Origin of the sequence: Flavobacterium sp. S87F.05.LMB.W.Kidney.N (assembly GCF_004366435.1) — a bacterium.
Classification (GTDB): domain Bacteria; phylum Bacteroidota; class Bacteroidia; order Flavobacteriales; family Flavobacteriaceae; genus Flavobacterium.
Genome location: NZ_SODX01000004.1, coordinates 673,535 through 693,953, shown reverse-complemented (window position 1 = coordinate 693,953; position 20,419 = coordinate 673,535). Strand labels below are relative to the sequence as shown.

At 32.1% G+C, this 20,419-nt stretch carries 23 protein-coding genes; 11 read left to right on the top strand and 12 right to left on the bottom strand.

Features of this window, described 5'->3' with window-relative positions; genetic code table 11:
* Positions 1 to 93: 93 nt before the first annotated feature.
* The 5 genes from tpiA to EDB96_RS15575 all read right to left on the bottom strand — a co-directional run bounded on the left by tpiA (position 94) and on the right by EDB96_RS15575 (position 4,282).
* Entirely contained in the window at positions 94 to 846 is a 753-nt protein-coding gene (tpiA, locus tag EDB96_RS15595; RefSeq protein WP_057118485.1) for a triose-phosphate isomerase, read from the bottom strand.
* An 89-nt stretch (positions 847 to 935) separates the two neighbouring features.
* Positions 936 to 1,433 (bottom strand): TlpA family protein disulfide reductase, encoded by a 498-nt coding sequence (locus EDB96_RS15590; RefSeq protein WP_057118484.1) that lies wholly within the window; start codon positions 1,431 to 1,433, stop codon positions 936 to 938.
* A gap of 317 nt (positions 1,434 to 1,750) precedes the next feature.
* Positions 1,751 to 2,410 carry an alpha/beta hydrolase gene (locus EDB96_RS15585; protein ID WP_134141815.1) on the bottom strand — a complete coding sequence of 220 codons (660 nt, stop codon included), beginning with the start codon at positions 2,408 to 2,410 and terminating at the stop codon, positions 1,751 to 1,753.
* Positions 2,411 to 2,550: 140 nt separating this feature from the next.
* Entirely contained in the window at positions 2,551 to 3,651 is a 1,101-nt protein-coding gene (locus EDB96_RS15580) for a BT_3928 family protein (protein ID WP_134141814.1), read from the bottom strand.
* An 88-nt stretch (positions 3,652 to 3,739) separates the two neighbouring features.
* Positions 3,740 to 4,282, bottom strand: a complete 543-nt coding sequence (locus EDB96_RS15575; RefSeq protein ID WP_134141812.1) for a DUF1599 domain-containing protein — start codon at positions 4,280 to 4,282, stop codon at positions 3,740 to 3,742.
* Between the two features lie 146 nt (positions 4,283 to 4,428).
* Here EDB96_RS15575 and folP point away from each other — a divergent pair, with 146 nt between their 5' ends.
* Both folP and EDB96_RS15565 read left to right on the top strand, forming a co-directional pair.
* A complete protein-coding gene (gene folP / locus EDB96_RS15570) occupies positions 4,429 to 5,253 on the top strand; it encodes a dihydropteroate synthase (protein ID WP_134141811.1) in 825 nt (274 codons plus the stop codon).
* A 137-nt stretch (positions 5,254 to 5,390) separates the two neighbouring features.
* On the top strand, positions 5,391 to 6,023 hold the full coding sequence (locus tag EDB96_RS15565) for a hypothetical protein (RefSeq protein ID WP_134141810.1): 633 nt from the start codon (positions 5,391 to 5,393) through the stop codon (positions 6,021 to 6,023).
* Between the two features lie 34 nt (positions 6,024 to 6,057).
* Here EDB96_RS15565 and rlmH read toward each other — a convergent pair whose 3' ends face one another.
* The 6 genes from rlmH to EDB96_RS15535 form a co-directional block, all read right to left on the bottom strand.
* Positions 6,058 to 6,531 carry a 23S rRNA (pseudouridine(1915)-N(3))-methyltransferase RlmH gene (rlmH, locus tag EDB96_RS15560; protein WP_026982293.1) on the bottom strand — a complete coding sequence of 158 codons (474 nt, stop codon included), beginning with the start codon at positions 6,529 to 6,531 and terminating at the stop codon, positions 6,058 to 6,060.
* Positions 6,532 to 6,626: 95 nt separating this feature from the next.
* Positions 6,627 to 8,036 carry an adenosine deaminase gene (locus EDB96_RS15555; RefSeq protein ID WP_134141809.1) on the bottom strand — a complete coding sequence of 470 codons (1,410 nt, stop codon included), beginning with the start codon at positions 8,034 to 8,036 and terminating at the stop codon, positions 6,627 to 6,629.
* Between the two features lie 241 nt (positions 8,037 to 8,277).
* A complete protein-coding gene (locus tag EDB96_RS15550) occupies positions 8,278 to 8,559 on the bottom strand; it encodes a GNAT family N-acetyltransferase (protein WP_134141808.1) in 282 nt (93 codons plus the stop codon).
* A 5-nt stretch (positions 8,560 to 8,564) separates the two neighbouring features.
* Entirely contained in the window at positions 8,565 to 8,960 is a 396-nt protein-coding gene (locus tag EDB96_RS15545) for an OsmC family protein (protein ID WP_134141806.1), read from the bottom strand.
* Between the two features lie 2 nt (positions 8,961 to 8,962).
* Positions 8,963 to 9,844 carry a pirin family protein gene (locus EDB96_RS15540; RefSeq protein ID WP_134141805.1) on the bottom strand — a complete coding sequence of 294 codons (882 nt, stop codon included), beginning with the start codon at positions 9,842 to 9,844 and terminating at the stop codon, positions 8,963 to 8,965.
* 441 nt (positions 9,845 to 10,285) lie between these two features.
* The gene (locus EDB96_RS15535) at positions 10,286 to 11,386 is read right to left on the bottom strand and encodes a DNA alkylation repair protein (protein ID WP_134141804.1); all 1,101 of its coding nucleotides are present in this window, start codon (positions 11,384 to 11,386) and stop codon (positions 10,286 to 10,288) included.
* 338 nt (positions 11,387 to 11,724) lie between these two features.
* Here EDB96_RS15535 and nadC point away from each other — a divergent pair, with 338 nt between their 5' ends.
* From nadC to priA, 5 genes are all read left to right on the top strand, one after another.
* Positions 11,725 to 12,582 (top strand): carboxylating nicotinate-nucleotide diphosphorylase, encoded by an 858-nt coding sequence (nadC, locus tag EDB96_RS15530; RefSeq protein WP_134141802.1) that lies wholly within the window; start codon positions 11,725 to 11,727, stop codon positions 12,580 to 12,582.
* Positions 12,583 to 12,659: 77 nt separating this feature from the next.
* Positions 12,660 to 13,583 carry a YihY/virulence factor BrkB family protein gene (locus EDB96_RS15525; protein WP_057118471.1) on the top strand — a complete coding sequence of 308 codons (924 nt, stop codon included), beginning with the start codon at positions 12,660 to 12,662 and terminating at the stop codon, positions 13,581 to 13,583.
* A 1-nt stretch (position 13,584) separates the two neighbouring features.
* Positions 13,585 to 14,013, top strand: a complete 429-nt coding sequence (locus EDB96_RS15520; RefSeq protein WP_057118470.1) for a DUF2147 domain-containing protein — start codon at positions 13,585 to 13,587, stop codon at positions 14,011 to 14,013.
* 9 nt (positions 14,014 to 14,022) lie between these two features.
* Positions 14,023 to 14,769, top strand: a complete 747-nt coding sequence (gene bla-B1-FLAV / locus EDB96_RS15515; RefSeq protein WP_134141801.1) for a subclass B1 metallo-beta-lactamase — start codon at positions 14,023 to 14,025, stop codon at positions 14,767 to 14,769.
* A gap of 24 nt (positions 14,770 to 14,793) precedes the next feature.
* Complete coding sequence (gene priA / locus EDB96_RS15510) at positions 14,794 to 17,241, top strand: primosomal protein N' (protein ID WP_134141800.1); 2,448 nt, start codon at positions 14,794 to 14,796, stop codon at positions 17,239 to 17,241.
* Between the two features lie 6 nt (positions 17,242 to 17,247).
* Here the strand turns inward: priA and EDB96_RS15505 are convergent, their stop codons facing one another.
* Positions 17,248 to 17,946 (bottom strand): LytR/AlgR family response regulator transcription factor, encoded by a 699-nt coding sequence (locus tag EDB96_RS15505; RefSeq protein WP_057118467.1) that lies wholly within the window; start codon positions 17,944 to 17,946, stop codon positions 17,248 to 17,250.
* A gap of 177 nt (positions 17,947 to 18,123) precedes the next feature.
* Here EDB96_RS15505 and rpsF point away from each other — a divergent pair, with 177 nt between their 5' ends.
* From rpsF to EDB96_RS15485, 4 genes are all read left to right on the top strand, one after another.
* Positions 18,124 to 18,465 carry a 30S ribosomal protein S6 gene (gene rpsF / locus EDB96_RS15500; protein ID WP_041518692.1) on the top strand — a complete coding sequence of 114 codons (342 nt, stop codon included), beginning with the start codon at positions 18,124 to 18,126 and terminating at the stop codon, positions 18,463 to 18,465.
* Between the two features lie 5 nt (positions 18,466 to 18,470).
* Positions 18,471 to 18,767, top strand: coding sequence for a 30S ribosomal protein S18 (gene rpsR, locus EDB96_RS15495; protein ID WP_002987043.1), 297 nt, complete (start codon positions 18,471 to 18,473; stop codon positions 18,765 to 18,767).
* Between the two features lie 66 nt (positions 18,768 to 18,833).
* Positions 18,834 to 19,274: a 50S ribosomal protein L9 gene (gene rplI / locus EDB96_RS15490; protein ID WP_134141799.1), complete on the top strand. Its 441-nt coding sequence runs from the start codon at positions 18,834 to 18,836 to the stop codon at positions 19,272 to 19,274.
* 144 nt (positions 19,275 to 19,418) lie between these two features.
* Positions 19,419 to 19,892 carry a DUF6495 family protein gene (locus EDB96_RS15485; RefSeq protein WP_134141797.1) on the top strand — a complete coding sequence of 158 codons (474 nt, stop codon included), beginning with the start codon at positions 19,419 to 19,421 and terminating at the stop codon, positions 19,890 to 19,892.
* Positions 19,893 to 20,419 lie beyond the last annotated feature (527 nt).

The following is a 20,419-nucleotide window of genomic DNA, read 5'->3' as shown; positions in this document are numbered from 1 at the left end:
AATCTAAAATCTAAAATCTAAAATCTAAAATCTAAAATCTAAAATCTAAAATCTAAAATCTAAAATCTAAAATCTAAAATCTAAAATCTAAAATCAGATAGCAGTAACAATTGCTAAAAAGTCATCAGCTTTTAAAGCAGCACCACCAATTAAACCACCATCTACGTCTGGTTTACCAAAGATTTCTTTAGCGTTTTCTGGCTTAACAGAACCACCGTATAAAATAGAAACTTCATCAGCGATTTCAGCTCCAAAAGCTTTACGAATAGTTTCTCTAATGAATTCGTGCATTTCTTGAGCTTGCTCAGGCGAAGCAGTTTCTCCAGTTCCAATAGCCCAAACAGGTTCGTAAGCCAATACAACTTTTTCCCAAGATTCTTTTGCGATATGGAATAATCCGTCACGTAATTGATTTTCAACAATATTGAAATGATTATCAGATTGACGGTCTTTTAATTCTTCTCCAAAACAGAAAATAACTGTCATGTCATGTTTTAAAGCTGTATCAACTTTATTAGCAATTAAAGCGTCAGTTTCGTGGAAAATAGCTCTACGCTCAGAATGACCTAATATAACTGTGTTAACGCCAATGCTTGTTAACATATCTGCAGAAATTTCTCCTGTAAATGCACCGCCTTCAGCTTGGTGAACATTTTGAGCAGAAACTCCAATAGTTGTATTTTTTAATTTTGCAGCAGCAGCTTGTAAGTTTACAAATGTTGGAGCTACAATAACTTGTGCATTCGTTTTTGCTGGAATTTTAGCAATTAACTCGTTTAATAATTCTTCAGTTTGAGCAGCATTTTTATGCATTTTCCAGTTTCCTGCAACAATCGATTTTCTCATTTTGGTAGTTTTATATTATTTTTTTGTTTTATAATTTAAGGTCAAAAAAAAATTGAAATTGATTTTTGAATTGACATTGTTATTGAAAATTATTTCAATCCTTTTAAAGTTTCGTCTATTTTAGCGAAATCAGTTTCTATAGCGCGATAAAGCACAATTTTTCCTGTTTTATCCACAACAATATATCTCGGAATCCAATCTAAATCAATGGCTTTTCCAAAAAGACCTTTCATGCCATCATTCATCATATAATGATCGCCCTTGTTTAATTCGTGTTTTTCGATTCCAGCTTTCCATTTATCAGCAGTTTTATCAGCCGAAATGAATAAGTAAGAAACATCAGGATTATTAGCTTGTAATTCTTTTAGTTTTGGCATTGCTTTTACACAGTCACCACACCAAGAAGCCCAAACTTCAATAACTAAAGTTTTTCCTTTATATTTTTTCAGAATGTTTTTAAATGTAGTCTGACTATTGTCTGTTCCTAATAATTTCTCGGATAAAGCTTCTTTAGAAAAACTAGTTTTCTGAGCTTGTGAACATGAAAAAGTAATAAATGCAATTACAATTAGGGCAATTTGTTTCATATGTAAATTAAATTATTTTAAAATTAAGTACTGAATTCACAAAGTTAAACAAACAAATTGAAAGCGAAATGTAGATTAACAAAATTTGAAGAGTCGTTTATTTTGTAACAAAACAACAATTTTGGGTTAGAAAAAGGTGAATGAAAACGTAATAGTTGAGGTTAAAATCGTGTAATTTTCTAAATGAATTTTATGAGATTTGAAAAATGGGTGAAATTTTTAAATTGAAGAACAATTTTAGGACATAAAAAACGTCGGATTTCAATGAAAAAAGCCCTCAATAAATTTGATTTTTGAAGGCCTTAATATCATTTTTTTTAATTCAAATCATAATTTCCATTTGCCCATTTTTTACTTGGAACGATCCATTCGTCTAAAGCTTTAAAAAGAAAACCATGTTTGAGATTGGTATTCAATTCAATTTCTTTAAAGTGATTTACTTGGAGTTTTGAAGTTTCCTTTCTTTTGACAGCCGAAACGCCATAAATATCTGATTTTTCATAAATGGTTAAAATATTGCCGCAGAAATTAATATCCGGAATTTCTTCAATATCAGAATCTCTAAAGCATCCAATAAATACAAAATTCACATCTGGATTTGCTAAATAAGTCGAAACGTATTGGGCAATATAACCGCCTTGTGAAGTTCCAATTACTGTAATATAATTTGGAGGGACACCTTTTTTAATTAATGCTTTTACCTGTTTTACGATCTTTTCTGCGTACTCAGCAGAATTTGTGTTTTTCTTTCTTTTTTCACTAAAAACAATAAAATTATCTTTTCTGAATGATTCTAAAATCTCATTGTATTCTGCTTTTCCATATTCAGGATGAGCTGCGTTTAAGGGATTTTCTTGAACAAATTTGTTGTGAAAAAAGAAAATGTAACGTTGGTGCTCATTTTTTGCCTGGCTAAAAGATAAAATGCTAGATAAAATTGTAAGCGAAAAAGTTAAGGCTTTAATGAGTTTTTTCATTTATTAAATTTGGTTTTTTGTTTGATCACATGTGAGATTTTTATTCGTAATCAAAAAGTTAAGTTTGAACAGACTGCAAGTAAAAATAAAGCGCTAATAAAACAATAAGTTTATCAGCGCTTTAAATATTTTAAATGATATTACAATTTCAAATCTTCAACATCATTGTAATGTACTTTTTTGACAACAACGCCTTTGCTTAGAACAACGATACTTGGATTGGCTCTTTCGATTGTTTTTAAAGTTGTTGCATCACAGAAATAAAAATCGGTATCTAAGTTGTATTGTTTTTTAGCTTTTGAAATTTCATCAGCACCAGAAGCAGTCATTGCAATTACTTTATAACCTTTTGCTTTGGCATCTGCCGAAACTTTAGCTAGTTTTTTCATTCCTTCTGGATTTGATTTTGTCAAATCGTAAGTAACAAAAATAACCAATTTTGGCTCTTGAAGTAATTCTTCTTTATAATCAGAATCATCTTTTGTCATTGTGAAATCGTGAATTGGCGGTACATAGCCTTCTGTAATCACTTTGTCTTTTCTATCTACAAATGTTGCTCCTTCTGGAATATTCATTAAATCTTTTTCTGTAAATTCTTTGTCTACACCGTTTACTTTGTAAACGAAAATCATTTCTACAACAGATTTTGGAGCTCCTTCGGGAATTTCCATTCCTTTTGGGATACTAGAACCTACTTTAAACGGACGAAAATCTTTGATCGGATTATGATTTAAAACCCAAACTGCCATAAAAACGCACAAAACAATGCTTATTAAAGTAATTAAGTTGGTAACTAATTTTGAAAATAAAGGTTTTACTAATTTCTTATTAACGAATAAAATCAAAATAAAGAAAAGTAAAACAACGTCTTTTGTGAATGACTGCCAAGGTGTTAAATGCAAAGCATCTCCAAAGCAACCGCAATCTTTTACCACATCAAAATAAGCAGAGTAGAAAGTAAGGAATGTGAAGAAAACAATTAAAAGTAATAATGCCCAAATCGTTAATTTTGATTTATAGCCAACTAACAGCATTACTCCTAAAACTACTTCTAAAATTACCAAGAAAATTGCTAAACCTAAAGCCAACGGTTCTAAAAACGGCATATTGAAAACAGGCTCGCTAAAATATTCGGCCAATTTATAAGAGAAACCAACAGGATCGTTTAGTTTTATTAATCCGGAAATGATAAATAATACACCGACAAATAATCGGGAGAATTGAGTAATGATGTTTTTCATAAATATTAAATTTAAAATCCAATTTTAAAATTCCAAATTCCAAAATCATGTTGAAAAGTTGGAATTTGGAATTTATTTTTTGGAATTTTTATTGACTGATTGGGTTTAAAATTAAAGCAAAAACAGAATAATTAATCATATCCTGATAATTGGCATCGATTCCTTCAGAAACTAACGTAAGACCTTTGTTATCCTCAATTTGCTTAACGCGAAGTAATTTTTGCAGAATCAAATCTGTTAAAGAACTTACACGCATGTCACGCCACGCTTCGCCATAATCGTGATTTTTTGCTTCCATCAAATCTTTGGTTAACTTTACTTTAGCATCATATAATTCAGTTGCTTTTTCAACGTCAAGATCTGGCTGATCGACAACGCCTAATTCCAATTGAATCAAAGCCATAATAGAATAATTGATGATTCCGATAAATTCTCCTTTTTCATCTTCATCAACTTTACGGACATCATTTTCTTGTAAACTTCTGATTCTTTGTGCTTTTATGAAAATTTGATCGGTCAATGAAGGAAGTCTTAAAATTCTCCATGCACTGCCGTAATCTTTCATTTTATTGATAAATAAGGTGCGGCAAACCGTAATTACATTATCAAATTCAAGGGAAGTATTCTTCATTTATTGCTGTATATTTGCTAAAATTTCTTCAAAAATAAGGATAATTTTTTAAGAGTTTCAAGTTTAAGGTTCGCTTTGTTTCAAGTTTTTTCTAAACAAAGTGTTAACGCTAACTTGAAACTCGAAACCTGAAACAAAATAAACAAATGACAATTAACTGCAAAGGCGAACTTATAGATTTATCGATTCCTAAAGTAATGGGAATTTTAAATGTTACGCCAAATTCTTTCTTTGACGGAGGAAAATATAAAAACCAAGACGAAATTATTTCGCAAGTAGATAAAATGCTTTCTGAAGGTGCGACATTTATTGATATTGGAGCTTATTCCAGTAAACCGAGTGCCGAATTTGTATCGGAACAAGAAGAAATCGACCGAATTGTTCCAGCCATAGAATTAATCTTAAAGCATTTTCCGAATGCATTATTATCAATTGATACTTTCAGAGCTGAAGTTGCAAAAGCAAGTATAGAAAGCGGCGCTACTATTATAAACGATATTGCTGCGGGCGAATTAGACGACAAAATGTTTGATGTAATTGCAAAATACAATGTTCCTTACATTATGATGCACATGCGCGGTAATCCGCAGACGATGCAGAGTTTGACACAATACGATGATATTATTAAAGAAATGCTTTTTTACTTTTCTGAAAAAGTTAAAAAAGCAAGAGCTTTAGGAATCAACGATTTGATTTTAGATCCTGGTTTCGGTTTCGCCAAAACAACCGATCAAAATTATGAAGTGATGCAAAAAATGGAGCTTTTCAATATTTTAGAATTACCAGTTTTAGCAGGAATTTCTAGAAAATCTATGATTTATAAAACACTTAATATTACAGCACAAGAAGCTTTAAACGGAACAACATTTTTAAATACTATTGCATTGACAAAAGGCGCTAAAATTCTTCGTGTTCACGATGTGAAAGAAGCGGTGGAATGCGTTACTTTGTTTGAGAAAATGAATTCATAATTTACCACTTGTCATTTCGACGAAGGAGAAATCACACTCGAAACTCGACAAAGATTAGCAATTCTCTTTGAGGAATTCCTAGTGTGATTTCTCCTTCGTCGAAATGACATACTTTGTGTAAAATGAACTTTAAAATTATGAGATACTTTACCCTAATCATCGCTTTTCTTCTTTTCTCCTGCGGAAAAAAAGAAGACGTTCTACTTCCAAAATCAAACATTACGATTGTAAAAGACGTACAAGATCTTTCGCCAATTTACATCTTTTTTAAAATCGAAGGAAAAGATACAATTGCAGATGTAAATAGAAAAAGCAGTATAATTTCGACCAATTGGATTTTGAACATTGACAAACGTTTGCCATTAAAATTGGTAATTCCAGAGGTGATGAAATTGCAGGAAAAAAAGCGAGCTGACAGCGCGCATAAAAACGAAAATGCAGAGAATTATTATTCCTACGCAGATTCTGTTGGAAAAAATTTAGCCTTTTTGCCTTTCACGAAAGTGTTTTATAAAATGGAGAAACCTGCTGCGGGAAGTTTTGTGGTTTATTTTAGTAAAGGGAAAAAACGAGTTTTTATGAGAAATCAGGAGATAAAAATATCAGAAATACTAAAACATTTTTACAGTATAAAGTTTGCGAAAGTACCAGATTTAGTCTTTTTATTTGATAAGAATATGAGTTATGAGGAATATATTCAATATAAGATTCTACTCCAAAAAGATGTGACTCACAATCTTGATACGCTTCCAGTGGAATTCATTTTCTAAAAACTTGAAACAAAGAAAACCTGAAACAAAAATATTATTGATGATGATAAGGTTCATTTCGTAAAATGGTAAATCCGCGGTACAATTGCTCTATAAAAAACAAACGAACCATTTGATGCGAAAACGTCATCAGCGAAAGCGAAATTTTTCCTTGGGCTTTGCTGTAAACTGTATCTGAAAATCCGTAAGGGCCGCCAATTACGAAAACAAGCGTTTTAATTCCGGAATTCATTTTCTTTTGTAATTCTTCAGAAAAACCAACGCTGGAGAAGTTTTTTCCGTTTTCATCCAATAAAATCAATTGATCGGTTGGCGAAAGTTTAGACAGAATCAATTCACCTTCTTTTTCTTTCTGCTGACTTTCAGATAAATTCTTCACGTTTTTGATATCAGGAATAATTTCCAAATCAAATTTGATGTAAAATGACAAACGTTTGGTATAATCGTCAATCAAAGTCTGAAGAGATTTGTTATCTGTTTTGCCTATGGCGATAAGTTTGATATTCATTAGTTATTTTTTTGCCACAAATTACACGAATTATATTTTTTATAGATATACATGGACAAACCTAACAGGTTTTAAAAACCTGTTAGGTTTAGAGTTTAATTTTTAGAAAACTTCGCTTCAAAAGTTTTAAATCTATTATCAAGATCTTTGATCAATTGCTTTTTAACGGCTTCATCCTGAATAAAACTGTAATTGATGCTGTTGTAAACATATTGTTTTATTGTGGCATACGAAACATCAGGATATCTTTTAGCTAACAAAACATATTGCTCTGTCATATTGCTTCTCAAAATTCCTGCATCGTCTGTACTAATTACAATTGGCACATTGAACTCTTTGTAAAGTGTAAACGGATGTCTGTTTTCTTTCACTTTCAAAATGAACTCATTACTTACTAAATTGATCTCGATCGGAATATTGTTTTTAGACATATATTTCAATAAATCATACGAATTTGCTTCGTAAGCAATGTCAACTCCATGACCAATTCGTTTAGCGCCCGCGATATAAATCGCGTCATTAATATGCCATGTTAAATCTTCCGGCTGTACCAAACCTAAAGTCAGTTCGCCCGCATGAAGCGTATATTTTACATTTGGAAATTTAGAATTACAGTATTTAAACATCACCATGTGTAACCAATAATCTTTCATGGAGTTTTCGCCATGTTCAGGAGAAACGATATTTACGCCTGCAGTTAGTTTGCTTTCGTTTGATGAAATAAAAGCGATAACCAGATTTTTAAATAGATCAACCGGTTCCATAAAACGCAGTACAAAGTTTTGATAACGCATTGTAAAACGCTCATCGTCAATTTTTAAGTCTTTGTGAAGTTTTGCTAGGAAATTATTGTTGAAATCTTCCGCATATTTTTTAGCGTCTTTTTTCTGAATTGATTTATACAATTCGTCTAAAAGTTTTAAAACTCCTTTTTCATCTTTTTGAGCAGATGCTTGACGAAGTTTCGCATTGAAATCTGTCAAATCTGAAACATTCATATCGCATGGAATTGTTGATAATTGTGTTTCGATATAAGATAAGTTTTCAGCAATGGCACGCTTTTTTAATTCGAGCATTCCTTCAGCAAAATGACCTGCAATTGTAGGTTCGAATTTCATAAAAGAATCAAAAAACTGATCATCAGAAGGTACAGAACCATTATAATCTTTAACCGACCATGTCTGCATAATTTGTTGTTCGTAAAATGGTAATTTTTCTTTAAGAGATGAAAAACGCTGCCAGTTTCCTTTTTCAGGTTTGGTTTTCGAAACTGCCATAGTTTCCAAATTCAAATAAAAGTCTTCTGCAATGGCTCTTTCCAAAAGCGGTTCTGCATAAATTGATCCTGAAAAATGGTGGTGTAAATCGCCTCCTTTTGGCATTTGTTGAAAAAAAGCTGTTAAGAGAGCTTCATTATTTCTGATTTTTTCTAAATAACTTTCAGCCGATTGAGAAAAGCCGATTTGTGCTATAAAAATACAGAAAAGCGTAATTATCCTTGTCATACTCTAAGTTTAAATTACATGCAAATATACGACTTTTCGGAGAAATTTAAAAATCGAATTTCTTTGTGTTTGTTTTTTAACGCAAAGAACGCAAGGTTGTATTCCAGATATCGCTTAATATAAATGCAAAAGTTCGCAAAGCTTTGCCTAAAAAAACTTTGCGAACTTTGCGTAATTCTTTGTGTGCTTTGCGGTTAAAAAAATCTTAGAATCTTAACAACTCAGAACCTTAGCATCTCTTTTAAGAAAGTACATCACGTATTTCCTCAACCTTATCAAAAACACTTTTTGCAAAAGGACAGAGCGGAATAATTTTTACATTGTTAGCTCTTGCATAATCTACAGCGGCTAAAACTAATTTTTTACCTACACCTTTTCCGTTAAAATCTGGACTTACTTCTGTATGGTCGATTATGAATTTTGAATCTCCTGCCCAAGTGTAAGTCATTTTTCCTGCTTCTTTTCCGTCTTCTATTGCTTCAAAATATCCTTTTCTTGTATCGTTTATTTGTTGAATTTCCATGATTATTATATTAATGTAGTTTTAATTTCTATTGAATGCGTAAGTGTTTTATGAATCGGACAGCTGTTTGCAATGGTTTCCAAACGTTGCTTTTGTGTTTCGTCGACTTCGCCTATTACTTCGATTTTTCTTGTGAATACTGATACACTTCGCTCAGCATCTCTTTCAAAATCAATTTTGACATTTATTTCCGAAACGTCCCATTGTTTACGATTGATGTACATTCGTAACGTAATTACGGTGCACGAAGCCAATGAAGCTGCTAAAAGTTCTGTTGGATTCAATCCTAAATTTTTGCCTCCCAATTCTTGCGGTTCATCAGAAATTAGAACATTATCGCTCGCTGATTTTACTTCCGTTCGATACAAACGTGTATCTATTTTTGCTGAAATTGTATCCATATTTATTTGATTCTTGGTTCTGGTAATGGAACAAATTCTGTTTCACCCGGAACTTTTGGGAAAGTTTGGTTTGTCCAGTCTGTTTTTGCTTTTTCGATGAGGTTTTTATCCGAAGAAACAAAATTCCAAAAGATAAAATGTTCTTCAGGAAATGGCTGTCCTCCAAAGATATAAACTGTAGAATTTTCAGCAATTTCAAACTCACAAAGTGTACTGTCGTTTGTAATCAAGATTTGTTTCGGATCGTAAACGTGTTCGCCGCTTTTGATACTTCCTTCTAAAATATACAAACCGCTTTCGCCGAATAAATGATGTCCGATATTGATTTTTTTTGCCTCAGTACTTTTAATTTCAATAAAATAAAGCGGACTGTAAACAGGAACGGGAGATTTTTTGCCAAAAGCTTCACCTGCAATTAATTTATAAGATACGCCGTCTTCTTCCCAAGCCGGAATATCGTCTGCTTCGACATGCGTAAAATTTGGGTCCATTTGTTCCAATTCTTTCGGAAGCGCCACCCAAATCTGTAATCCGTGCAGCATTTTATCTGAATGTCTTAAATATTCAGGCGTTCTTTCTGAGTGAACAATTCCTTTTCCGGCCGTCATCCAGTTTACGGCGCCAGGTTTTATTTCTAATTCTGTTCCTAAACTATCGCGGTGCATAATGCTTCCTTCAAACAAAAAAGTTAGAGTCGAAAGTCCGATATGCGGATGCGGCGGAACATCCATATTTTCATGATCACTTAAATGTGCAGGTCCCATATGATCGATAAAAACAAATGGACCAACAGCTCTTTTTTCACGGAAAGGCAGTAAACGGCCTACCATAAAGTTGCCAATACTGGCAGCACGTTCTTCGATAATTAAACTGATATTTGACATGTGGTATTTTGATTTGATTTGAAAACAAAATTACAGTTGTGATAGAAATCTGTAACTTAATTTAGGTTAAGAAAAGTTGTTTTTGGATTTTCGAATTATAAAAGTAAGGAAAATCGTTTATTAAGTTTTTATATATTTATTAAATTAAGTTGATGAATGTAGTCACAGCGGGACGAAATATTTATAGAAAAAGAATACCCTAATCGTAAAGCTCCAGTGGACCGAAATAATTTCGCTCCGCTGGAGCTTGTTGTTTGCGATGTACATTCTCAGTTGATTTTGATGTTTTGATGTTTTTTTGTGATTTCGACGAAGGAGAAATCTTCGCAAGAAACTCGACAAAGATTGGATTCTCGTTGCGGAGCTACTTGTGGAGATTTCTCCTTCGTCGAAATGACAAGTAGACGACTAAAACTTGATTATTTGCGAAATTTGTTTTTTTTAATCAATCAATTCAAACTCTAAAACTTCACTTTCAGTTCCATTTATGATAATCGACAGTTGATGATTTCCTGTATGAAAAACTCTCGTCGTAATTAACTTAAAAGACTGATTTCTTTCAATTTTAGTTAATTGATTAGGCTGATAGATTTTCTCGCTGATTTTAAAAACTTTTTTTGCCAAATGCCCTTTTGCTTTTTTATAATGAACAGCATATTCTAAACGAACGGTTTTAGGTTCTTCGTTTTTATTATTGAGATGAAATTGAAACTGAAGATAGTCTCCAATTTTTACAGTTGGTGTTTTAATTTCAAAATTAGAAAGTTCAATATTAGTGCTTTCTAGGCCATAATGACTTAAAATTTCTGGATGACCTTGTTTTAATAAAGTTCTGCTTCCGTGTTTTATGATTGCGTCGGTTTCTTTGGTGTGACCTTTCCATCTCGAAGCAATTTCAAGTACAATCTGCGGATTATCTTTTGCAATATCATTTAAATTATTAGCGACACTTCTTCGAACATATTCTGAAGGATCGTTTTTTAGATTTTCTAAAATAGGCAGAATAGAAGAAGGGTCTTTTTTTAAAAACGGAATAGCCATTGCCCACGGTAATCTCGGGCGTGAACCTTCGCTGGCTAATCTTCGTACGTGATGATTTTCGTGAAGTGACCATTTTACCATTTCGTCAATCATTTGTTCTTTATACTTTAAAATAAAAGGACGAACAGCAAATTCACAGCTTATAAATTGTGTTATCGAAACAAAGGCTTTTGCTGAGGTTTTAAAATCGTCTAAACCGTACATTTCGATATAATCTGCAAAGAATATGAATGCGAGATTGCCCTCAGTAAATTTATTTTTCTTGAGATTTTCGATGATTTTATCAATTACAAAAACAGCTTCAGGAAAATTTTGAGGCATAAATTGGTGTAACACAACTGTGGTGTGTTTCATTCTTTCTTTCCATTCTTTTTCAGCAAAATCGCCTTCGTAAATTGCTTCAATAAATTTTTGTTTGTTGAATGAAGGATGGACTTCGGCGACAGCCTGACTAAATTTTTCGTAAAAAGAAACCGAATAAATGTCTTTAATTAACCCCATAAATTTTCTTGATTGAACCTCAAAGATATTTAATGTTTTTAATTGATGATGTAGATTGTGCTAGAAAAATTAATACATAGCGATATAGGTTTTTATAGGAACATTCAATAAAAAGTTTAAAAAAAAATCTAGATTCTAACATATAGTTTATAAGCGCTGCTATGTGAATTTATATAAGTGAACGTCTTTTAAAAGTCTGCAAAAATCTATGTTCCTATGTGTTTAAAAAAATAGGCGATTTAAATATAAATTTAAGTTAATAAGAAACTTTTTGCAGAAAGTAAACTTTCAAATCCATAAAATATATCCTAATTTAGCATCTTATTAAAAATAGAAAAATGATTAGTGAAGCCCAATTTCAAGCAGAATTACAACTTTTGATAAGCAATGCCATTAGAGAAGATGTTGGTACAGGTGATTACAGTTCGCTTGCCTGTATTCCAGATACTGCACACGGTCAGGCTAAATTATTGGTAAAAGACCAGGGAATAATTGCCGGAGTTGAAGTCGCCAAAATGATATTTGAACATGTAGATCCAAAATTAAAAGTAAAAACTTTTATCGAAGATGGAACGCATGTAGAATATGGCGAAGTTGTTTTTGAAGTTTCGGGAAGTTCGCAGTCTATTTTAAAAGCTGAGAGAGTAGTTTTAAACACTATGCAGCGAATGTCGGCTATTGCTACTAAAACTAATCAATATGTTCAGCTTTTAGAAGGAACTGGTGCTAAAATATTAGATACACGTAAAACAACTCCAAATTTTAGAGCGGCTGAAAAATGGGCGGTAAAAATTGGAGGTGGAGAAAATCACCGTTTTGCGCTTTATGACATGGTAATGCTAAAAGACAATCATATTGATTTTGCAGGCGGAATTACGCGCGCAATTTCGAAAACAAAAGAATATCTGAAAGAAAATAATCTGGATTTGAAAATTATTGTTGAAGCTCGTAATTTAGATGAAATAAGAGAAATTTTGTTGAGCGACGGCGTTCACAGAATCTTGATCGACAATTTTAATTACGAAGACACAAAAACGGCAGTAAAATTGATTGGTACAAAATGCCAGACAGAATCTTCGGGAAATATTAACGAAAAAACCATTCGCGAATATGCTCTTTGTGGTGTCAATTATATATCATCTGGCGCTTTAACGCATTCTGTTTACAACATGGATTTGAGTTTAAAAGCTTTTTAGTGGAGTTTTGAGTTATAAGTTATGAGTTAGGTTTGCAGTCTAAAATCTAAACTCAACAATCTAAAATCAAAAAAAATATGTCGCAGGAGATAGAAGCTCGGATTGAAAAATTGCCTGTAATACGCAACCTGGCCCGACTTTTAAAAAGAATAAAGCTGCCTTGGCTCGAAGGTTTCTCATTATATGATTTGCTTGAAATGTATACTTTAGGAATTCTTGAAGGAGCATTTTCATATCATGCAAGTGCGGTTTCTTTTAGCTTTTTCATGGCTTTATTTCCTTTTGCGCTGTTTATTTTAAACTTGATCCCGTTTATTCCGATAGACAATTTTCAGGAAGATTTTTTGCAGTTTGTGCAGCAGAGTGTCCCTCCAAATACATACGATGCGATTAGTAAAATTATCAGCGATATTTTAAATAATAGTCACTCTGGCTTATTATCGTCTGGATTTTTGCTTTCTATTTTTTTAATGGCAAATGGTATTAACGGAATTTTAAGCGGTTTTGAATCTTCTAAACACGTTTTTGATAAACGTGGTTTTTTCAGTCAGTATTTGGTTGCATTGGCAATTTCGCTTGTTATGACGATTATTTTGTTTGTGACAGTGGCAACAATTGTTGTTTTTGAGGTATTCATTCAAAAAACAATCATTCAGGATGTTTTAAGTGACAGGATTCCTCTGATTATTTTAGGACGATATTTATTTGTTATTTTAATGATTTTGATAACATCTTCAATATTATTGCGTTATGGAACAAAACAGTATAATAAAGTTCCTTTTATAAGTATAGGTTCTGTTTTTACCACGATCTTAATTGTTATATCTTCGTTCTTTTTTGGGATTTGGGTTATAAAATTTTCAAAATATAACGAACTTTATGGTTCTATTGGAACATTATTAATTCTAATGTTTTATATTTGGATAAACTGTATGATTCTGCTTTTAGGGTTCGAATTGAATGCTTCTATCAGAAAATTAAAACAAAAAAAAGAAAAATAATATGAAAAATTTGATGCTAACTATCGGAGTGTTCTTCTTTGCCCTGACCATGCAAAGTCAAAGTGTAATTGGAAAATGGAAGACCATTGATGACGAAACAGGTGAAGCAAAATCTATTGTAGAAATCTACGAAAAGTCAGGAAAAGTTTATGGAAAAGTTATAGAAATTCTTCGTGATAGTCATAAAAAAGATCTTTGTACTAAATGTGATGGCGCAGAAAAAAATAAACCTATTTTAGGAATGGTTATTATTAACGGCCTTAAGAAAGATGGTTCTGAATATAACGGAGGAACAATTCTAGACCCAACAAGCGGTAAAAAATACAAATGTTATATTGCACTAGAGTCTGCTGATAAATTAAAACTTCGTGGTTATGTGGGAGTTTCTATTATGGGAAGAACACAGTATTGGACACGTGTGAAAAATTAAATCAAAATAATGCGAAAATTAGCTTCAATAATTTTATTCTTAGTCATAGCTTCAAATAGTTTTGCACAATCTAAGAATTCGCCATTACAAATAAGTCATCTTACAGGTGACTTTTATGTTTATAGAACTTTTAGTGATTATCAGGGAACAAAGATTTCTGCCAATGCCATGTATCTGGTTACAGACAAAGGTGTTGTGTTATTTGATGCGCCTTGGGATAAAACTCAGTTTCAACCGTTATTGGATAGTATAAAAACAAAACATCATAAAGAGGTTGTGATGCTTTTTGCCACACATTCTCATGATGATCGTGCTGGCGGATTAGATTTTTATAGAAAAAAAGGAATCAAAACTTACACTATAAAATTAACGGACGATATTCTTAAAAAGGAAAGCAAACCAAGAGCAGAATTTATAATTCCGAATGATAAAACTTTTACAGTCGGACAGTATACTTTTGAAGTTTATTATCCAGGAAAAGGACACGCATCAGATAATATTGTAGCTTGGTTTGAGAAAGAAAAAGTACTTTACGGAGGTTGTTTTATTAAAAGTGCCGATGCCAAAGATTTAGGTTATTTGGGAGATTCTGATGTAAAAGAATGGAAGCAATCAATAGGTAAAGTAAAGTCAAAATTTAAAAATCCAATTTATATTATTCCAGGTCACGAAGATTGGACTAATACAGAATCTTTAAATCATACTTTAAAATTGGTTGATGAGTATTTGGCTCAAAAATCTTTAGGAAAAAAGTAATTTTCCACTCATATATATAATTGCATGTTTTTTATAGAAGTTATTTTACCGCTTTCTTTAGCAAAAACCTTTACATATCGCGTTTCTGAGGCAGAATTCCATTTTATTAAAAAAGGAATGAGGGTTGCGGTGCCTTTTGGTAAAAATAAAATCTATACGGCGCTTGTTCTGGATATACATGAAAATGCACCAACATTATATGAGGCAAAAGAAATTCACCAAATCTTAGATGAAAAGCCAATTGCAACCGAAACCCAGATCAAGCACTGGCTTTGGGTTGCTAACTATTATATGTGTGGAATTGGTGATGTGTATCGTGGAGCTTTTCCAACTGGATTATTGTTAGAAAGTGAAACAATTGTCTCGCATAAACCAGAAGTTATTGTCAATGATTCTGAACTTTCTGACGATGAATTTTTGATTTATGAAGCGCTGCAACATCAGAGTTCGCTTAAAGTTCAGGAGATTGCTTCAATTTTAAATCGAAAAAATATTCTGCCAATTCTTCAAAAATTAATCGCCAGAGATATTATAGTTTTAGAAGAAGAAATAAAAGAAACATATAAGCCAAAATTGGTTCGCTATGTGAAATTGCATGCGCAATACGAAACAGATCGAGGTTTACAAGAATTGCTTGAAGTTTTGAAAAGTAATAAACAAAAGGAAATTGTTTTGGCTTATTTTCAAATTAGCGCTTCAGAAAAGAAACCTGTAACCGAGAAAAAAATAGTAGAAGTTTCAGGCTGCACTTCGGCTGTTATAAAAACTCTGGTTAAGAATGAAATTTTTGAGGAGTATTATCTGCAGCACGATCGCGTTTCGTTTAACGGAGAAAAATCTGAAAAAGAACTTCAGTTAAGTGAATCGCAGCAAAATGCCTTTACGGCAATTAAAGAAAGTTTTTCTGAAAAAGAAGTTTGTCTGCTTCACGGCGTTACTTCGAGTGGAAAGACGGAAATTTATATTAAATTAATTGAAGAATATCTTCATACGGGAAGACAAGTTTTGTACCTGCTTCCAGAAATAGCGCTTACAACACAATTGGTTTCTCGTTTACGACTTCATTTTGGAGATAAAGTTGCAGTTTTTCATTCGAAATACAGTAATAATGAAAGAGTTGAGGTTTGGAAACAAACACTCGAAAATTCAGAGAAAGCACAAATTGTAATAGGAGCAAGGTCAGCTTTGTTTCTGCCTTTTAATGATTTAGGCCTGCTGATTGTTGATGAAGAACATGAGCAGACTTTTAAGCAGACTGATCCAGCACCTAGATACCACGCAAGGGATGCGGCAATTGTTTTAGCAAATTTTCATAATGCTAAAGTTCTTTTAGGTTCTGCAACTCCAAGTATTGAGACGTATTTTAATGCTCAAAATGAAAAATATGGTTTGGTTACGCTTACAGAGCGTTATAATAATGTTCGTATGCCCGAAGTTGTTTTGGTTGACTTAAAAGACAAACATTTCAGAAAAAGAATGACAGGTCATTTTAGCGACCTTTTAATAGAAGAAATTGCAGAAGCCTTATCTTTAGGCGAACAAGTAATTTTGTTTCAAAATAGGAGAGGATATTCTCCCATAATAGAATGTTTGACTTGCGGTCACGTGCCGCATTGCCAGCAGTGCGATGTAAGTCTGACTTATCATAAACATAAAAACCAGCTTCGCTGTCATTACTGCGGCTATTCTATCGCAAAACCTACCAATTGTCACAGCTGTTCCAGCATCGATTTGACTACAAAAGGATTTGGTACCGAGCAGATCGAGCAGGAGTTAATCTCTCTTTTTCCGAAGGCTAAAACCGCTAGGATGGACCAAGATACCACTCGAGGTAAATATGGTTTTGAAAAGATTATTGATACCTTTAAAAATCGAGAAATTGATATTTTGGTCGGAACTCAAATGCTGGCCAAAGGCCTGGATTTTGATAATGTAAGTCTGGTTGGAATTATGAATGCAGATAATATGCTGCATCATCCAGATTTTCGGGCTTTTGAACGCAGTTTTCAAATGATGACTCAAGTTGCCGGAAGAGCCGGAAGGTCTGAAAAACAAGGAAAAGTAGTGATTCAAACCTATAATCCAAACCATAATACAATTCAGCAAGTTACAAACCATAATTATATGGGTATGTATAAAGAGCAATTGTATGATAGGCAGATTTATAAATATCCGCCTTATTTCAGAATTATAAAACTGACTTTAAAACACAAGGATTTTGATAAACTAAAAGAAGGATCAATGTGGTTGTATCAGGTTTTAAGCCAAAATTTAGGAATGCCTGTTTTAGGACCAGAAGAGCCTGCTATCAGCAGAATTCGAAATGAGTATATAAGGACTATTTTAATTAAGATTCCGCAAAACCTCCATCTCGGAAACACAAAAAAAACTATTCAGAAAATGTTGAATAGTTTTGAGGCCGTGGCTCAATACCGAGCTATAAAAGTTGTGAGTAATGTAGATTTCTATTAATGATAATTAAGAAGAAGTAGAAAGAGCTCTTACTAAATCTTCTTTTTTGTTACGGCTTAACGGTATTTTGGTTATCCCAATTTCAGCAAACTTGCTGTTGAAGCGCTCTACTTTATCTATGTTAATAATGTACGATTTGTGCACACGAATGAATTTATCTTTTGACAAATCATTTTCGAAAGACTTCATTGTTGAAAGAACAAGATTGCTGTCGTCTTCTGTCACAACTCTTACGTAATCTCCAAAAGCTTCAATCCATTTAATTTTAGAAGTGAAAATTTTAAGTTTTTTTAGATTACTTTTGATGAAAATATGTTCACCCTCTTCTTCTTTGACATCTTTTTTAAGCAAGTGCATGTCGATTGCTCTTTTAACAGAGGCGTTAAAACGATCTACCGCAATAGGTTTCTGTAAATAATCTGTTGCATCATAGTCGAAAGCTTTCAAAGCATATTCAGCTTTAGAAGTAATGAATATAATTTGAGGTTTTGATTTTAGGCCGTCTAAGAAGTCAAAACCATTAATAACAGGCATTTCTATGTCAAGGAATATTAAGTCGATATTATTTAAAGAGATACAGCTTTTCGCTTCAATAGCATTAGAGAAGTCACCAATTAAATGCAAGCCTGGGTGATTATTAACCAATTTGGCAATAATTGTCCTTTGTATAGAACTATCATCTACAACAACACAGTTTAGTTTCATAACATTTACATTTAGAATAAATTCAGGATAGCAGTAGTAAATGTATTATTTTTTTGGAAAAAAAACTAAAATGAGCGCACATTTTTTGCATTATGACGAATAAAAGGAAAAAAGTGTTGTATATATAAATATAATCATTACTTTTGCACCCAATTTTAACAAATAAAATTTTTATTTATGAATCATTATGAAACTGTTTTCATTTTAAATCCCGTTTTATCTGAGGTTCAGGTGAAGGAAACAGTAACGAAATTTGAAGAATTTCTTACTAGTAGAGGAGCTGAAATGGTATCGAAAGAGGATTGGGGTCTGAAAAAAATGGCTTACGAAATCCAAAACAAAAAAAGTGGTTTTTACCATTTATTCGAATTCAAAGTATCTGGAGAAGTTCTAATTGCTTTTGAAACTGAATTTAGACGTGACGAAAGAGTTATGCGTTTCTTAACTGTAAGTTTAGACAAGCATGCTATTTCATGGGCGGAAAGAAGAAGAGCAAAATTAAAATCTACTAAAGCTTAATTATTATGTCTACAATAGAGCAATCTGCAAAAGGAAAAAAAGACGGAGATATCAGATATTTAACGCCTTTAAACATTGAAACTAACAAAACTAAAAAGTATTGCCGTTTCAAAAAATCAGGAATCAAATATATCGATTATAAAGATGCTGATTTCTTATTGAAATTCGTTAATGAGCAAGGAAAAATTCTTCCTCGTCGTTTAACTGGAACTTCATTGAAATACCAAAGAAAAGTTTCTGTAGCTGTAAAAAGAGCTCGTCACTTAGCTTTAATGCCATACGTGGCCGATTTATTAAAATAATTAAAAACTCTAGTCGCTGGTTTCTGTTGAAACAGAACCTAACTTCTAAAATATAAGGACAACAACATGGAACTTATTTTAAAACAAGACGTACAAAACTTAGGATTTAAAGATGATGTAGTATCTGTAAAACCTGGTTACGGTCGTAACTTTTTAATTCCTCAAGGTTTTGCTACTTTAGCAACTCCTTCTGCTAAAAAAGTTTTAGCTGAAAACCTAAAACAAAGAGCACATAAAGAAGCTAAAATTGTTGCTGATGCAAAAGCATTAGCTGAAACTTTAAAAGCTCTTGAAATTAAACTTACTGCAAAAGCTGGTGGAGAGAAACTTTTTGGTTCTATCACTAACATCGATATTGCTGAAGCTTTAGAGAAATCTGGAAATGCTATCGATAGAAAATTCATCACTAGCGGTATCGTTAAACGTACTGGAAAATACAACGCAAGCATCCGTTTACATAGAGATGTAATCGTTGACTTACCATACGAAATTATTGCTGAAAAGTAATAGTTTTAAAATCTATACTAAAATCCCGATGTAAATCGGGATTTTTTTGTTTAATGAAATGATTATTAATTATTAGACTTGATGTTGATGGTTAAAGCATATTGCTTCTAGCGTACAGCGTAAAGCATAAAGCCTAAAAAAGAAATGAAATACGCAAGATTAACAAAGGAACAATTTGATGAACTGCATGCAGAATTTGCAAGTTTTTTAGCAACGCAGGCAATTGATAGAAAAGAATGGGAAGAGCTTAAAATTAACAAACCTGAAGTTGCTGAGCAGGAACTTGATGTTTTTTCAGATTTAATTTGGGAAGGCGTATTAACTAGAGCTGAATATCTAGAACACTTTTCAAAAAATCATATCTTTTTGTTTCAATGTTTTGATACTTACATAAAATCAATTGTTTTAAAATCGCTTTCTCCTGAAACTGATTTTTTAACTAAAGAAGGACTTCAATTGTTAAGTGATAATATGTTTACTGATAATATCGAAATGAAAGTAGGGAAAAAAGTATTTACTGAAGAACGAAATAGTTCAATTTTTGAATTGATAAAACAGGGTGCATTTTTAAGTGATGGCCAGTTATTTAATCAGATTAATACAATAATACAGTCGTAGTTTACTAAAATTTAGTGTATATCAATTTTGAAAAGGCAAACAGTTGATTGTTAATTGTTTGTCTTTTTTGCTTCTTTTTAACTTTTGTTTAAACTTTAATTTAAAATTTTACGCGTACATCTACCTGTTTTTTTTGAATCTTTCAATATTTAGTAATTTACAAGCGATTTTTAAATTTTAGATGTAGTTGGTCTAGATTGCGGATAATTTTGTCGATAAAATTTCAATAAATGTAAGATTAATATTTCAATTTTGTTTTTTAACATATTTTGTTTAACTTTTATTTAGGAAATTTTTTACATCATAAAAATGTTAAAATAGTAGGTTTTTCTGATGTTTCAAAGGCTTGAAGGTTCTTTGTTTTTCTTTTTAAAGGTGAAACATAAGAATTTTACACTTGTTTTGTGTTTGTGTTTTTTCTAATTTTAGAATACAAAAGTTAAACAAAGTTTTGCTTTGGTATTTTTTCAAAAACATAACGATAAAAAATAGTTTTTCATACTTCTAAATTATTATTCAAATTATGT